This window comes from Streptomyces sp. NPDC058632 (assembly GCF_042717095.1).
Classification (GTDB): domain Bacteria; phylum Actinomycetota; class Actinomycetes; order Streptomycetales; family Streptomycetaceae; genus Streptomyces.
Map to the genome: position 1 here is coordinate 1 of NZ_JBHXQZ010000059.1, position 14,310 is coordinate 14,310.

The window sequence follows — 14,310 nt, forward strand, 5'->3', positions numbered from 1 at the left end:
CGGCTCCCAGCCCCCCGCTCCCGCGCCGCCCGCCCGCCCCGCCCCCCGCGCGGCCGGCGGGCCGGCGGCCCTGCAGGCCGACCGGGGCGAGGACTCCCCCTCCCGCACCGCTCCGCCCCGGGGGTCCGGCCGGGGCACCCGGGTCGTGTACGCGCTGGACGACGACCGGGTGTGGCTGGTCGAGAAGGGCGGCAAGGTACGGCACACCTTCGCGGTCAGTCCCAGCACGGTGGACCCGGAACCGGGCACCTACCGCGTCACCTCCCGCTCGGGGACCATCACCGGATCGGACGGCATCCCGGTCGAACACGTCGTCCGCTTCGCCACCCACGACGGCATCGCGATCGGTTTCAGCGCGGCGGTCGACGGATCGGCCCCGGAGCTGGACCCGGAGGTCCCCACCGGCGGTATCCGCGAAACCCGCGCGGACGGCGAGGCGATGTGGAAGTTCGCCACCCTCGGCCGCAAGGTCGTCGTCGTGCGGTAGCCGCCGTATCGCCCGCGGCCCGCGCCGCGATCAGGCGGCCTCGCGGTGGCCGTTCCCCGGTTCGGCGAGCCGGGGCCGCGGGTGCGTGTGCGGTTCGGGAGCGCGGGGCGGGGTGGAGATCGCGGCGGCGGCCGCGCCGGCCGCCAGCAGGTCGCGCATCGACACCCCGGTGAACGACTGCGGCCGTGCCCCGGTCCGGCGAGAGCTCTCGATGGCCGGCATGGACGCCTCCTGGTGTCGGGGGCGGACGCAGTTAGGTAGACCTAACTACGAGCTGGATACCATGTGACCACGCCCGGGACACCGAATGCAACATTTTGCCGACACTTTGTCGGAACGCACGGCGAACAGACACCGCGGGCACAGGAAACCGGGCATCGGCATCACAGAGGGCAGGAAACCGGCCGCCCGCTCAGGCCGACCGGCCTGCTCAGGCCGACAGCGCGCTCAGGTCCGTGCCCGCCCAGCGGTCGCCCAGGCCGGTCAGCGTCACGTGCCGTACCTCGTCCGTGGTGTCGCCGACCGCGCGGTGGATGACGAGCTGGAGCCGGTCGTCGGTCAGCTCCTCGATCCTGCCCTCGCCCCACTCCACGACGATCACCGACTCGGGCAGCGAGACGTCGAGATCGAGGTCCTCCATCTCGTCCAGCCCGCCCGACAGCCGGTACGCGTCGACGTGGACCAGCGGCGGACCGTCCCCCAGGGAAGGGTGCACGCGGGCGATCACGAACGTCGGGGAGGTGACGGCGCCCCGCACCCCGAGCCCTTCGCCGAGCCCGCGGGTCAGCGTGGTCTTGCCCGCGCCCAGCTCGCCGGTGAGCATCACGAGGTCGCCGGCGCGCAGCAGTTCGGCGAGGGCGCGGCCCAGGTCCCGCATCTGCTCGGCCGAGGTGACGGTGAGTTCGACGGACGGTTCAGCCCGGTTGTGCGCTGCTGCTGGTGCTTCCATAGCCACCCACGGTAGCTCCTTCGGGCACCGCGCCCACGCGGACCAGCAGGTCCGCGAGACGGTCGGTGACCACTTCCGGATGCTCCAGGATGACCAGGTGCCCGGCGTCCGGTACCAGCACCAGTTCGGCGTCCGGCAGCAGACCGGCGATGGACTCGCTGTGCTCGCTGGGCGTGATCAGGTCGTGCACCCCGGCCAGCACCAGCACCGGGAGACCGGTGAAGTGGGCGAGGGCCTCGGTCTTGTCGTGCTCGTGGAACGCCGGGTAGTACTCGGCGACGACGTCGATCGGGGTGGACTCGATCATCCGCTCGGCGAACCGGGCGACGGCCGGGTCGACGTCCCGGGCCGCGAACGAGTACCGCTTGATGATCCCGGCGAACAGGTCCACGGTGGCCCGGCGCCCCTTCTCCACCAGCTCGGCCCGCTGCCCCAGCGCCTTCAGCACCCCCGGCAGCACCCGCCGCACCGCGTTGACCCCGGCCACGGGCAGCCCGAAATTGACCTCGCCCAGCTTCCCCGGCGACGTGCCGACGAGGGCGACGCCGACGACCCGCTCACGTATCAGCTCGGGGTACCGGTCGGCGAGGGCCATCACCGTCATGCCTCCCATGGAGTGCCCGACCAGCACGATCGGCCCCTCGGGGGCGGCGGCGTCGATGACGGCCTTGAGGTCCTGCCCCAGCTGGTCGATGGTGACCGGCTCGCCCCGCTCGGCCTGGGCCGCGCCCCGCCCGGAACGGCCGTGACTGCGCTGGTCCCAGTAGACGGTCCGTACGACACCCCTGAGCGCGGCCCGCTGGAAGTGCCAGGAGTCCTGGCTGAGGCAGTAGCCGTGACTGAAGACGACGGTGACGGGGGCGAGTGACTTGCGGCCGAACAGCCGGCGGCGGCGCGCGGGGGTGGCGTCCGGGTCGGGATCGCAGTCGTCGACCTCGTAGTACAGCTCGGTGCCGTCCTCGGCGTACGCCGTGCCGGGGGTGCCGCGCAGCGAACCGTACGGTCCCGTGGAGTCCAGGGCGAGCCGGGCCTTCTTGCGCATGCCCCGGCCGACGGTCATCCGCTCTATCGCGACCCCGGCGGCGGCACCCGTGGCGAGCACGCCTATCGCCATGCCGGCGATCCCGGTCGCCCGGCGCCAGCCACCGGACGCTTCGGCGACGGAGGCGGCAGCCGTCATGGCGGCGTCCCGGGCAGCCTCCGCACTGCTCTCGCTCACGTACTGGCTCCTCTGTCGTTCCGGTCGTTCCGGTCGTTCCGGTCGTTCCTCGTGCGCGTGCGGTCGAACGAGCGTACGGGCGTCCTACTTCGTCACGTCACTCGCGTCGCCCGTGCGGTCCACGGCGTCCACGGCGTCCACGTAGACGCGCGGGACGCGGGTTCCGATCCGGGTGACGATCTCGTACCCGATGGTGCCCGCGGCCTGCGCCCAGTCCTCGACGGTGGGCTCGCCGCGGTCGCCGGGGCCGAAGAGCACCGCCTCGGCGCCCGGAGGGGGTTCCTCCCCACCGAGGTCGACGACGAACTGGTCCATCGCGATCCGCCCCGCGGCCGTACGCCACTTGCCCTCGACCAGCACCGGACCGGTGGAGGAGGCGTGCCGCGGAATGCCGTCCGCGTAGCCGAGCGGGACGAGGCCGAGGGTGGTGGCGCCCGGGGTGACGTAGTGGTGGCCGTACGAGACGCCGTGCCCGCCCGGGACGTGCTTCACCAAGGCGAGGGAGGCGGTCAGGGTCATCACCTGGCGCAGCCCGAAGTCGGCCGGGATGCCGATCTCGGGGCTGGGCGAGACGCCGTACAGGGCGATGCCGGCCCGGACGAGGTCGAAGTGGCTGTCGGGGAGGGTGAGGAGGGCGGGCGAGTTGGCGATGTGCCGGACCTCGGGGGTGACACCCTGCTGCTCGGCGTGCGCCACCATCTCCCGGAAGCGGGTGAGCTGGGCGCCGATGGAGGGGTGGCCCGGCTCGTCGGCGCAGGCGAAGTGCGACCACAGGCCGGTGACGCGCAGCAGCCCGTCGGCCTGGGCGGCGAGCGCCGCGGCGACCAGCCCTGCCCAGTCCGTGGGCGCGCAGCCACCCCGCCCGAGGCCGGTGTCGGCCTTGAGGTGCACGCGCGCGGGCCGCCCGGCGAGGCGCGCGGCCGCGGTGACCTCCTCCAGCGCCCACATGCCGCTGACGGAGACGTCGAGGTCGGCCTCGATCGCCTCCCGCCAGGGCCCGCCGGGTGTCCACAGCCAGCACAGGATGCGTACGCCGGCGGGGACACCTGCGCCGGGCGCGCGCAGTGCCAGCGCCTCCTGCGGGGTGGCCGTGCCGAGCCAGGACGCCCCGGCCCCGACGGCCGCCCGCGCGCAGGCGAGGGCGCCGTGGCCGTACGCGTCCGCCTTGACCACGGCCATGAGGGCGGCACCGGGCGCGTGGGCGCGCAGGCTCCGCACATTGGCGCGCAGCGCGGCCAGATCGATCTCGGCACGGGCCCGCAGGGTCGCGCTCCGCACAGCATCTGTCTCGTTCATCGCGCCCCAGTGTCTCAGAGCGGTACGAGGCCCCACCGGGAGCGGTACGGCCATGGCGAGCAGCGGTACGACACCACCGGCAGCCCCGGGGCTGCCGGGTCGGGGTCACCCGCGGGTGACGTCCCGCCACGCCGCCGGGATCGCCGCCGCCACGTCGTGCGCCCCCACCGGCGCGCCGTCCGCCGCGTAGCGTCCGGCGAGTCCGTGCAGGTAGGCCGCCACGCTGCCGGCGTCCCGGGCCGGCAGTCCCGCCGCCAGCAGCGAGCCCGCGAGGCCGGACAGGACGTCCCCGCTCCCGGCCGTGGCCAGCCAGGACGTGCCGGTCGGGTTCACCCGTACAGCGGTGCCCTCCCCGCCACCGTCCCCTCTTCCGTCTCTTCCGTCCCCCGGGTCGGCGACCAGGGTCGTGGAGCCCTTGAGCAGCACGGTCGCTCCGTACCGTCCGGCCAGTTCACGCGCCGCGGCCAGCCGGCCGCCCTCGACCTCCTCGCGCTCGACGCCGAGCAGCGCGGCGGCCTCTCCGGCGTGCGGGGTCAGGAGCGTCGGCGCACTGCGGGCCCGCACGGCCGAGGCGTCGGCGAGCCGCAGGCCGTCCGCGTCGATCAGCACCGGGACGTCGGCCGCCAGCGCCTCCGCCACCGGCCCGGCGTCGTCGCCGGCGCCCGGCCCGGCCACCCACGCCTGCACCCGCCCGGCGTGTTTCGGCCCCCGGTCGGACACCAGCGTCTCGGGGAAGCGGGCGATCACGTCCTGCGCGGCGGGACCGACGTACCGTACGGCCCCGGCGCCGCCCCGCAGCGCCCCGGCGACCGCGAGCACGGCGGCGCCGGGGTAGCGGGCGGAGCCGGCGGCGATGCCCACGACACCGCGCCGGTACTTGTCGCTCTCCGCGCCGGGCACCGGCAGCAGGCGGGCCACGTCGGCGTGCTGGAGCGCCTCGAGTACCGGGCCGGGGGACCCTGCGGTCCCTGCGGGCAGGTCGAGGCCGATGTCGACGAGCCGTACGGACCCCGCGTACTCGCGCGCCGGGTCGACGAGCAGCCCCGGCTTGTGCGTCCCGAAGGTCACCGTGAGGTCGGCCCGGACCGCGGTGCCGCGCACCTCGCCGGTGTCCGCGTCGACGCCGCTCGGCAGGTCGACGGCGACGACCGTGGCACCCGACCGCTCGGCGGCCTCGGCGAGCGGCACCGCCGCCGGGCGCAGCCCGCCTTTTCCGCCGATCCCGACGATGCCGTCCACGACGAGATCGGCCCGCCGGACGGCGGCGACGGCACCGGTGTCCGCCCGGGGCCCGCTTCCGGCATCCGTGTCGGTGATCCCCACGGTCCGCCCGCCCGCCCGGCGCAGTGCCGCGAGCCCGGCGGCATGGGTGCGCTCCGGCGCGAGCAGCACCGCCGTGACGCCGGCGCCGCGCCGGGCCAGCCGGGCACCGGCGTAGAGGGCGTCGCCGCCGTTGTCCCCACTGCCGACCAGCAGGACGACCCTGCTGCCGTAGACCCGGCCGTGGCCCCGCCCGAGCAGATCCGCGCAGGCCGCGGCGAGCCCGGCGGCGGCGCGCTGCATCAGCGCGCCCTCCGGCAACCGCGCCATCAGGTCCCGCTCCGCCGCCCTGACCGTCTCCACGCCGTACGCAGTACGCATACGTCCGAGTGTCCCCCACGGTCCGTCCCGCACACCCTGCCCCGACTGCCGCTCGCGGGAAGCCTTCCCCAGCGTCCCTCCCGCGCCCCTCCCACGCCCCTCCCGCGCCCCGGAAACCGGTCGAAAGTTGTCGGAGCCCGTCCCCCGGTCGCATCCATTGACGACATGCCACACCCTCGCCACACTCACCACCCCCCACCGCGTGAATCGATTCAGTCGAATCGGTTCGACGCGACGAGAAGACCAGAGGAAGAGGAAGCAGAGACCCCATGGGACGCAGAGCCGCACTCCTCGCCGCAGCCGGCGCCACCGCACTCCTCACCACCGCGGGCGCGCTGACGGCCCCCGCCACCGCCGCACCCGCTCCCGCTCCCGTCGTCCAGGAGGCCCCCATCCAGGCCGCGGCCTGCGGTGACGGCTCCTACCAGGCCGAGGCCGTGCAGAGCGGCAGCACCTGGACCTCCCGGCGCGGCAGCAGCGTCGTCTACACCGGTACCGACATGCGCGCGGCCGTCCAGGCGGCGGTCAGCAGCCTGTCCTCCGGCCGTACCTCCAAGGAACGGGTGGTGGTCCGTGGCTCGGGTTCGATCTCCGCCGGCTCGCGCATCTCGCTGCCGAGCTACACGGTTCTGGACGTCTGCGGCACGATCAACGTCACGGGCAGCGGCTCCGGCGACCAGGCCCCGGTCTACTCCCGCGGCACGCGGGACGTCGAGGTCCAGAACCTCAGCGTCACCGGGGCCCCGCTGTACGGCATCTTCATGCGCAACGTGCAGAACGTGGTCCTGGGCCGGATCGACATGCGCCTGTCGGGCGGACTCGGCGTCCGCATCGACAACCGCGGCGACACCAGCCAGTGGACGAGGAACGTCCGCATCGACGACGTCTACGTGTCCGGCGCCTCCAGCCACGCCGTCGAGACGTACGGGGTCGACGGCCTCACCGTCGGCACGGTGACGGCCCGCAACGTCGGCGAGTCCGGTCTCCTCCTCAACCAGACCGTCAACGCCACGGTCGGCAGGGTGGACGCGGAGAACGCGGGCACCGGCACCGGTTACGCCGCGTTCCGCATGGCCAACCGCAACGGACGGATCGGCAGCTCGTACGCGACCAACATCCGCGTCGGCGAGGTCGTCGCGCGGGGCGGCGGACGCGGCGTGTTCTGCGTCTCGGAGAGCGGCGGCGCGACGATCGACCGGATCAGCCTCTCCCAGACGGGCAACAACGCGATCCTGATCGAGAACTGCTACAACGTGAACCTCGCGGCGCAGAGCGGCACGGTCACGGGCGGCGGCGAGATCCGGCTGGCGGCACGCACGGAGTTCGCGAACAACCGGGACATCACCGTGCAGAACCTGACGGTGACCAACTCCTCGATCCGCGAGAGCCCTTGCGGCGAGAACACCACGTTCCGCAACAACACGCTGGTCAACAGCAGCCAGTCCATCTGCTGACGGAACCGGCGGCGACAAGGTGACCGGCCGGCGAAGGCGAAGCCCCGCACGCCCGGCCGGTCACCGGCGCCGCCGCCCGCGCCCCGCCCGACGGGCCATCCGCACCATTCTCACGACCGTGAACACCACGACGAGCAGGGCGCCGGCGGCGAGAAGCGCCTCTCCCCACACCGGCAGCCGTCCCCCGACCTCCCCGACCCCGGGAAACCCCAGCACGCCCGGCCGGTCCATGTCCGTCACCCCTCGGCTACGACGACCGCCGAGGCCACCCCGGCGTCATGGCTGAGCGAGACGTGCCACGACCGCACCCCCAGCTCCTCGGCCCGCGCCGCCACGGTCCCCTTCACCCGCAGCCGCGGCTGCCCGCTGTCCTCGCAGTACACCTCGGCATCGGTCCAGTACAGCCCGCCGGGCGCACCGAGCGCCTTGGCCAGCGCCTCCTTCGCGGCGAACCGTGCGGCCAGCGAGGCGACCCCCCGCCGCTCGCCGCCGGCCAGCAGCAGCTCGCTCTCCACGAACAGCCGCCGCGCGAGACCGGGCGTCCGCTCCAGCGACGCCGCGAACCGCTCGATCTCGGCCACGTCGATCCCGACCCCGATGATGCTCATGCCGAGCACTTTACGGCGACACCGGAGGTCCGGCCCGCAGGCAGCGGGAGAAGGCCCCGGGTCTCACGCCGTCGCCGACCGCGCTCGCTGCGACGCGTACGAGGGCTACTGCGTAGGCTCCTCGGCATGACCGAGATGGGCGGGCTGCGTGAACGCAAGAAGCGGCAGATGTATCTACGGTTGTCGGACACGGCCATCGAGCTCTTCCTGAAGAGGGGCTATGAACAGGTGACCGTCGCCGAAATCGCTGCTGCTGCCGACATTTCCAAGCCGACGCTCTTCCGGTACTTCCCGACCAAGGAGGACTTGGTACTGCACCGTTTGGCCGACCATGAGGGGGAGGCCGGCGGAGTGGTCGCGCAGCGGCCCGTTGGATGCTCCCCGCTGGAGGCGCTGCGCCGTCACTTCCTGGATGGACTGGCCCGGCGTGATCCGGTGACGGGCCTGAGCGATGACGCCGAGGTACTCGCCTTTCACCGGTTGCTGTACGCGACGCCGGCCTTGGTGGCGCGTCTGCATGCTCACGTGGAACGGAACGAAGACTCTCTGGCCGACGCACTCGCCGAGGAGGCCGGCAGTGGTGTCCGGGCGCGTTTGGCGGCTGGGCAGATCATTGCCGTCCAGCGCATTCTCGCGCAGGAGAACTGGCGGCAGATCACTGCCGGCCGCAGCGCGGACGGGATCTACCCCGAAGCGGTCGCAACAGCCCGGTCGGCCTTCGCACACCTCGAGGCCGGACTGCCCTGCCTCGCCCGCCCCTGAACCGCAACCAAGTCAAAAACATTACTCGGTTGCATTATCGTGTGGGGATGCCTCTCTCCGACTCCGTACTCAAGGACGCCCTCAGCGAGGAACGCGACTATCACGACTCGTGCCGCGCAGCACTGGGCGTCATGATCGACGACGCGCAGGAGCAGGTGACCGTCGGCGAGCACGCCTCCGCGTCCGGCGCCGACGCCGAAGTGCTTGGCTACCGACTACGCAGCCAGGCCAAGGAATTCCGGGAACTGCCCGAGGGCCCGCTGTTCTTCGGACGCCTCGACTTCGCTCGGGACGCCCCGGCCGCGGGTGACCATGCCGGGCAGGAGTACCACATCGGGCGCATGCGGATCGCCCATGATCCGTCCGCCCCACCGCTGGTGGTCGACTGGCGCGCACCGGTTGCGCGCGCCTTCTACCAGGCAAGCCCTCGTAATCCGCAGGGCGTGGCCGTCCGGCGCCGTTTCGGCTGGTCGCCCGCCGGCCGCGGTGACTCGGCCGATCTGACCAGCCTGGAGGACGAGCACCTCGGCGAGGGGGAGGCGAGGCAAAGCGGCATCGTCACCAGCGAGATCGAACGTCCTCGCATCGGTCCCATGCGCGACATCGCCGCTACCATCCAGCCCGAGCAGGACGATCTCGTACGTGAGAGCCTCACCTCTTCCCTCTGCGTTCAGGGCGCCCCCGGCACAGGCAAGACCGCGGTCGGACTGCACCGCGCCGCCTACCTCCTCTACACCCATCCGCAACGCATGCAGCGCGGCGGAATGCTGATCCTCGGCCCCAACCGCGCCTTCCTCTCCTACATCTCCGAAGTCCTGCCCGCACTCGGCGAGACAGGCGTGCGGCAGTCCACCCTCGAGGACGAGATCGCCCGCCACCCGGCCACGGCGCAGGACGACGACGCCGCGGCGATCATCAAGCACGACATCCGCATGGCCGAAGTCATGTACCGCGCGCTCTATGCGAGAGTGCGTGCGGACAAGGTGCAGCCGCTCGTCGTACCCGACGGCTCCTACCGCTGGCGGGTACCCGGAGACGAAATCGAACAGATCGTCCGGGACGTGCTCGCCGAAGAGCCCGCCTATGCCGTGGGGCGCGAACGCGTTCGGACCCGAATCGTCCGCGCCATGCAGCAACAGGCCGAGCGCCGCGCCGGCCCTCGTACCCGTACCTGGATCGAGAAGATCTCCCGGGCACGCCCACTCACCACCCTGCTCAACGCCATCTGGCCCACCGCGCGTCCCGAGCACGTCCTCGGGGACCTGCTGACCCGTCCGGGCTTCTTGGCAGCTACGGCCGAGGGGGTACTGGACCAGGATGAGCAGAAGGCCCTCCTCTGGCTCAAACCCCCGCGCTCCCACAAGTCGGCCCGTTGGTCGGCAGCCGACCTGGTACTGCTCGACGAGCTCGCAGGGCTGATCACACGACCCGCCGGCTACGGGCATGTCGTGATCGACGAAGCGCAGGACCTGTCCCCCATGCAGTGCCGCGCCATCGCCCGCCGCTCGCCTTTCGGTTCCCTCACCATCCTCGGGGACCTCGCCCAGGGCACCACTCCCTGGGCCGCACGCGACTGGCGGCACTTCCTCAACCACCTCGGGAAACCGGACGCCGTCATCGCTCCACTCACCACGGGTTTCCGCGTCCCCGGCCCGGTAGCCGACATCGCCAACAGCCTCCTGGAGCACCTCGACGTGCACGTACCTCCAGCCCGGTCCCTGCGCCGCGACGGCGAGGCGAACATCGAGGCGACCCACAACACGGCCACAGCGGTGGTCACGGCCGTGAACGCCGCGCTGGAGCAAGCGGGTTCCATCGGCGTCATCACAGCCGACGCCGAGACACACAGGCTCCACGACGCCCTGAACGCAGCCGGAATCCCGGCGTCCGGCCCTGCCGCCCTCGGATCGCGCGTCACCGTGGTACCGGCTTCGGCGGCCAAGGGACTGGAGTACGACCACGTGGTGGTGGTAGAGCCCGCAGCAATCGTCGAGGCCGAGCCCCGCGGCATGAACCGCCTCTACGTGGCGCTCACCCGAGCCGTCTCACGTCTCCATGTCATCCATTCCAAACCTCTGCCGCCCGCGCTCAGACCGTGAGCCGGCGGTCAGGAGGAGCACGGAATCGCCCTCTGCTCACCGGTTTTCGCATGGTTTCTCACGCACCACGACCCTTCGGGTGGCCAGGAGAGGTGCTGGCTCCCGGTCGACGCCTGACTGCCGGAGACCACCACGGACACGACCTGTCGTAGAACTCGTACGTCAGGTCGGCGTGCCGCAGGGACGGTACGTTGCGCGGCACAACGAGGCCACCGCCCGTCAGTGAGCCGTTGAAGCGGCCGGGCTGATTCCCAGGAGGTCGAGGACGGTCAGGACGCGGTTGCCGACAGCTCGCACCACACGTACTTGCCCCGGTCCCCCTCTCTGGACAGCGGCTGCCGGCCCCACACGTCCGAGCACGCCCGGACGAGCGCCGGCCCACGCCCTCCCTCCGGTTCTTCGTCCATGAACCGTTCGAAGGACTGCGGCGGTTCGGGTGGCTCGGGGTCGGTGTCCCACGCCCCGATCCGCGGCACCCCCGCCCGCCCACCGCACCCGCAGCGCGGCGGGCCCCTGCGTGTGCCGCACGGCGTTGGCGACCAGCTCCGTCGCGAGCGGCTCGGCGACGTCCACGAACCGGGTCAGCCCGTGCGTCGTGAGGCGGAACTCGATGGCCGTGGCCTGGAACACGGCTGTGGCAACCGGTCGGGTTCTCCATCCCGATGCCCGTCGGCCGGTGCCTTCAACAGCCGGTCCAGCTCGTTTCCGGCCTCGTCGTACCCGGCGTCGGAGATCCGTTGCAGCTCGCGCAGGTCGCCGACCGCGGCCGCGCGTCGAGTGAGCAGGAACCCGGCACGCATGGACCCCTCGTCCAGTAGTTCGCTCAGCTCTGTGACCTCGTCGGCCGCATCGGCGAGGTCGGCCAGCCGGTCCAAAGCCGTCTCGTTGCCCTCATCGGCCAGCTCGCGCAGGGTCTCCCGATCGGGATTCATGTCCGCCATGGCTCCATGCTCCAACCCTGCCCCAGGGGAAAGGTCAAGTGGGACGATGGCCGGGTGATCACCATCGGGCAGCTGGCCGGGTACGTCGGAGTGTCGATCAAGACCATCCGCGTCTATCACGACAAGGGGCTGCTCCCCGAGCCCGACCGCGATGCGTCCGGCTACCGGCGTTACGGCGCCAACGACGTCATCGATCTGATCAAGATCCGCACCCTCGCCGAAGCCGGCGTCCCCCTGGCCCGTGTCCGGGACCTGAAATCAGCAACCGACGACGAGTTCCAGCAGGCGCTGCGCGAGATCGACGACGAGCTCACCGACCGCATCCGTGGTCTGCGGACAACGCAAGGACGCCTGCGCCAGCTCGCCGCCGGGCAGCTGGCACCACTGCCCACCGAGGTAGGTGCCCATCTGGAGTGCCTGGCTCGCTGGGGATTCACCCCTCGTTGGGTGGACCTGCAACGAGACCTGTGGATCCTCGTGTTCGCCACCCACCCGGACCGCGCGATCACCCTGTTCCACGACCAGGCCGAGACCCTGGCCAATCCGGCGCTACGGCAGCTCTTCCTCGACTACGACCACGCACACGGCCTCGACGCCGACGATCCCCGCATCGACTGCCTCGCCCGCCGGATCGCCGAGGCGACCCGGGAACGCTACGGGCCCGACGAACCGCCCGAGCTGGATGCAGCCTCCGACATACCCGCCCTCATCCAGGGCACGGTCAACGCCTCTTCCCCGGCATGGCAGCGACTCGACACGCTCATTCGCACACGACGAGACGCGTGACTCGACGTGCACGGATGGCACCGGCTACGCGCGGAAATCGGTCAGTGCGTCGCGAACCACACTGCAGACGTTGCCTGATGCGGCACCGGTTTCCGCCAGGCTTCCTCTGCGAGTTCCAAGTTCACTCCACCGTGACCGACTTCGCCAGGTTGCGGGGCTGGTCCACCTCGTTGCCGCGGGCCGTCGCCAGCTCGCAGGCGAATACCTGCAGCGGCACCGTCGTCACCAGCGGCTGCAGCAGTGTGGGGGTGGCCGGGACGCGGATGAGGTGGTCGGCGTACGGGACGACCTCGTCGTCGCCCTCCTCGGCGATGACGATGGTGCGGGCGCCCCGGGCGCGGATCTCCTGGATGTTGGAAACGATCTTGTCGTGGAGGACGGAACGGCCTCGCGGTGACGGGACGACCACGACGACCGGCAGGTCGTCCTCGATCAGGGCGATCGGACCGTGTTTCAGCTCGCCCGCGGCGAAGCCCTCCGCGTGCATGTAGGCGAGTTCCTTGAGCTTGAGCGCGCCCTCCAGGGCCACCGGGTAGCCGACGTGCCGGCCCAGGAACAGCACGGTGTTCTTGTGGGCGAGGGCGCGGGCGAGCCGACGTACGGGCTCCATGGTCTCCAGGACGCGTTCCACCGACCGGGCGATGGAGGACAGGTCCCTCACGACCGCGCGGATCTCGTCGCCGTACTTCGCGCCGCGGACCTGGGCGAGGTAAAGGGCGAGCAGGTAGCAGGCGACCAGCTGGGTCAGGAAGGCCTTGGTCGAGGCGACGGCGACCTCGGGGCCGGCGTGGGTGTAGAGGACGGCATCGGACTCGCGGGGGATGGTCGAGCCGTTGGTGTTGCAGATGGCGAGGACGCGGGCGCCCTGTTCCCGCGCGTGCCGCAGGGCCATCAGGGTGTCCATGGTCTCGCCGGACTGGGAGATGGCGATGACGAGGGTCTGCTGGTCGAGGATCGGATCGCGGTAGCGGAACTCGCTCGCCAGCTCCACCTCGCAGGGAATCCGCGTCCAGTGCTCGATGGCGTACTTGGCGATCATCCCGGCGTGGAAGGCCGTGCCGCAGGCGACGATGACGACCTTGCCGGCCTCGCGCAGCGCCTCCGGCGGGATGCGTACCTCGTCGAGGGACAGGGCGCCGGAACCGTCGATGCGGCCGAGCAGGGTGTCGGCGACCGCCCGGGGCTGCTCGGCGATCTCCTTGAGCATGAAGTAGTCGTAGCCGCCCTTCTCCGCGGCCGACGCGTCCCAGTCGACGTGGTACGTACGGACGTCCGCCGACGCGCCGTCGAAACCGGTCACCGTGACCTTGTCGCGGCGCAGTTCGACCACCTGGTCCTGGCCCAGTTCGATCGCGGAGCGGGTGTGGTCGATGAACGCGGCGACGTCCGAGGCGAGGAACGACTCACCCTCTCCGACACCCACCACGAGCGGCGAGTTGCGGCGCGCGCCGACGACCACGTCCGGCGCGTCCGCGTGGACGGCGACCAGGGTGAAGGCGCCGAGCAGGCGCTTGCAGACGAGGCGCATCGCCTCGGCGAGGTCCGCGCAGGAGGAGAACTCCTCGGCGAGCAGATGGGCGACGACCTCGGTGTCCGTCTCGGAGGTCAGGTCGTGGCCGCGCCCGGCCAGTTCGGCCCGCAGTTCCGCGAAGTTCTCGATGATGCCGTTGTGGACGACGGCGACCCGGCCCGCGTTGTCGAGGTGCGGGTGGGCGTTGGCGTCGGTGGGGCCGCCGTGCGTGGCCCAGCGGGTGTGGCCGATGCCGGTCGACCCGGTGGGGAGCGGCCGGGCGGCCAGTTCCTTCTCCAGGTTGACGAGTTTCCCGGCCCGTTTCGCCGTGGCGAGCCCGCCGTCCGCGAGGACGGCCACGCCCGCCGAGTCGTAGCCCCGGTACTCCAGCCGTTTCAGTCCGGCCGTCACGACGTCCAGCGCCGACTGCGGCCCCACGTAACCCACGATTCCGCACATGTCCGGCAGCCTACGATCCGTCAGGCACCGAAAAGGGCTGCCGCGTGCCCGGAATCGGAAATTCCCACCGGTGCACGAAGCACCGGTGGGAACGGACGG

The 14,310-nt window shown here is 71.9% G+C and carries 14 protein-coding genes and 1 pseudogene; 5 read left to right on the forward strand and 10 right to left on the reverse strand.

Features of this window, described 5'->3' with window-relative positions; genetic code table 11:
* A partial coding sequence (locus ACFWVE_RS22055) for a hypothetical protein (protein WP_384016469.1) occupies positions 1-487 on the forward strand: 487 nt, incomplete at its 5' end.
* A 30-nt stretch (positions 488-517) separates the two neighbouring features.
* Here ACFWVE_RS22055 and ACFWVE_RS22060 read toward each other — a convergent pair.
* The 5 genes from ACFWVE_RS22060 to ACFWVE_RS22080 all read right to left on the reverse strand — a co-directional run bounded on the left by ACFWVE_RS22060 (position 518) and on the right by ACFWVE_RS22080 (position 5,592).
* Positions 518-709, reverse strand: coding sequence for a hypothetical protein (locus tag ACFWVE_RS22060; protein ID WP_384016473.1), 192 nt, complete (start codon positions 707-709; stop codon positions 518-520).
* A gap of 208 nt (positions 710-917) precedes the next feature.
* Complete coding sequence (tsaE, locus tag ACFWVE_RS22065) at positions 918-1,436, reverse strand: tRNA (adenosine(37)-N6)-threonylcarbamoyltransferase complex ATPase subunit type 1 TsaE (RefSeq protein ID WP_384016584.1); 519 nt, start codon at positions 1,434-1,436, stop codon at positions 918-920.
* Positions 1,402-2,655 (reverse strand): alpha/beta fold hydrolase, encoded by a 1,254-nt coding sequence (locus ACFWVE_RS22070; RefSeq protein WP_384016476.1) that lies wholly within the window; start codon positions 2,653-2,655, stop codon positions 1,402-1,404. Before ACFWVE_RS22070 ends, tsaE begins: the two co-directional genes overlap by 35 nt.
* 84 nt (positions 2,656-2,739) lie before the next feature.
* Positions 2,740-3,951 (reverse strand): alanine racemase, encoded by a 1,212-nt coding sequence (gene alr, locus ACFWVE_RS22075; RefSeq protein WP_384016479.1) that lies wholly within the window; start codon positions 3,949-3,951, stop codon positions 2,740-2,742.
* 105 nt (positions 3,952-4,056) lie between these two features.
* Positions 4,057-5,592: an NAD(P)H-hydrate dehydratase gene (locus ACFWVE_RS22080; protein ID WP_384016482.1), complete on the reverse strand. Its 1,536-nt coding sequence runs from the start codon at positions 5,590-5,592 to the stop codon at positions 4,057-4,059.
* Between the two features lie 269 nt (positions 5,593-5,861).
* On the opposite strand from ACFWVE_RS22080, the gene ACFWVE_RS22085 reads away from it, so the two are divergent.
* Complete coding sequence (locus ACFWVE_RS22085; protein WP_384016485.1) at positions 5,862-7,046, forward strand: hypothetical protein; 1,185 nt, start codon at positions 5,862-5,864, stop codon at positions 7,044-7,046.
* Positions 7,047-7,106: 60 nt separating this feature from the next.
* Here the strand turns inward: ACFWVE_RS22085 and ACFWVE_RS22090 are convergent, their stop codons facing one another.
* A complete protein-coding gene (locus tag ACFWVE_RS22090) occupies positions 7,107-7,277 on the reverse strand; it encodes a hypothetical protein (protein WP_384016487.1) in 171 nt (56 codons plus the stop codon).
* Between the two features lie 5 nt (positions 7,278-7,282).
* On the reverse strand, positions 7,283-7,654 hold the full coding sequence (locus ACFWVE_RS22095) for a holo-ACP synthase (RefSeq protein ID WP_042165154.1): 372 nt from the start codon (positions 7,652-7,654) through the stop codon (positions 7,283-7,285).
* 126 nt (positions 7,655-7,780) lie between these two features.
* Here ACFWVE_RS22095 and ACFWVE_RS22100 point away from each other — a divergent pair, with 126 nt between their 5' ends.
* Together ACFWVE_RS22100 and ACFWVE_RS22105 are read left to right on the forward strand one after the other, a co-directional pair.
* Positions 7,781-8,416 carry a TetR/AcrR family transcriptional regulator gene (locus tag ACFWVE_RS22100; RefSeq protein ID WP_384016492.1) on the forward strand — a complete coding sequence of 212 codons (636 nt, stop codon included), beginning with the start codon at positions 7,781-7,783 and terminating at the stop codon, positions 8,414-8,416.
* A gap of 47 nt (positions 8,417-8,463) precedes the next feature.
* A complete protein-coding gene (locus ACFWVE_RS22105) occupies positions 8,464-10,515 on the forward strand; it encodes a HelD family protein (protein ID WP_384016495.1) in 2,052 nt (683 codons plus the stop codon).
* Positions 10,516-10,784: 269 nt separating this feature from the next.
* On the opposite strand, the pseudogene ACFWVE_RS22110 reads toward ACFWVE_RS22105, so the two are convergent.
* Positions 10,785-11,145 (reverse strand): annotated as a pseudogene (locus ACFWVE_RS22110) (ATP-binding protein).
* Entirely contained in the window at positions 11,097-11,456 is a 360-nt protein-coding gene (locus tag ACFWVE_RS22115) for a hypothetical protein (RefSeq protein ID WP_384016498.1), read from the reverse strand. The pseudogene ACFWVE_RS22110 and the gene ACFWVE_RS22115 overlap by 49 nt, the downstream one beginning before the upstream one ends.
* Positions 11,457-11,510: 54 nt before the next feature.
* Here ACFWVE_RS22115 and ACFWVE_RS22120 point away from each other — a divergent pair, with 54 nt between their 5' ends.
* Complete coding sequence (locus ACFWVE_RS22120) at positions 11,511-12,242, forward strand: MerR family transcriptional regulator (protein ID WP_384016501.1); 732 nt, start codon at positions 11,511-11,513, stop codon at positions 12,240-12,242.
* Positions 12,243-12,363: 121 nt separating this feature from the next.
* Here the strand turns inward: ACFWVE_RS22120 and glmS are convergent, their stop codons facing one another.
* Positions 12,364-14,211 (reverse strand): glutamine--fructose-6-phosphate transaminase (isomerizing), encoded by a 1,848-nt coding sequence (glmS, locus tag ACFWVE_RS22125; RefSeq protein ID WP_384016504.1) that lies wholly within the window; start codon positions 14,209-14,211, stop codon positions 12,364-12,366.
* Between the last annotated feature and the right edge of the window lie 99 nt (positions 14,212-14,310).

Coding starts and splice junctions, on each gene's coding strand:
- ACFWVE_RS22100 (WP_384016492.1), top strand. CDS start 7,781: ATGACCGAGATGGGCGGGCTGCGTGAACGCAAGAAGCGGCAGATGTAT.
- ACFWVE_RS22090 (WP_384016487.1), bottom strand. CDS start 7,277: ATGGACCGGCCGGGCGTGCTGGGGTTTCCCGGGGTCGGGGAGGTCGGG.
- ACFWVE_RS22060 (WP_384016473.1), bottom strand. CDS start 709: ATGCCGGCCATCGAGAGCTCTCGCCGGACCGGGGCACGGCCGCAGTCG.
- ACFWVE_RS22095 (WP_042165154.1), bottom strand. CDS start 7,654: ATGAGCATCATCGGGGTCGGGATCGACGTGGCCGAGATCGAGCGGTTC.
- alr (WP_384016479.1), bottom strand. CDS start 3,951: ATGAACGAGACAGATGCTGTGCGGAGCGCGACCCTGCGGGCCCGTGCC.
- ACFWVE_RS22105 (WP_384016495.1), top strand. CDS start 8,464: ATGCCTCTCTCCGACTCCGTACTCAAGGACGCCCTCAGCGAGGAACGC.
- glmS (WP_384016504.1), bottom strand. CDS start 14,211: ATGTGCGGAATCGTGGGTTACGTGGGGCCGCAGTCGGCGCTGGACGTC.
- ACFWVE_RS22080 (WP_384016482.1), bottom strand. CDS start 5,592: ATGCGTACTGCGTACGGCGTGGAGACGGTCAGGGCGGCGGAGCGGGAC.
- ACFWVE_RS22115 (WP_384016498.1), bottom strand. CDS start 11,456: ATGGCGGACATGAATCCCGATCGGGAGACCCTGCGCGAGCTGGCCGAT.
- tsaE (WP_384016584.1), bottom strand. CDS start 1,436: ATGGAAGCACCAGCAGCAGCGCACAACCGGGCTGAACCGTCCGTCGAA.
- ACFWVE_RS22085 (WP_384016485.1), top strand. CDS start 5,862: ATGGGACGCAGAGCCGCACTCCTCGCCGCAGCCGGCGCCACCGCACTC.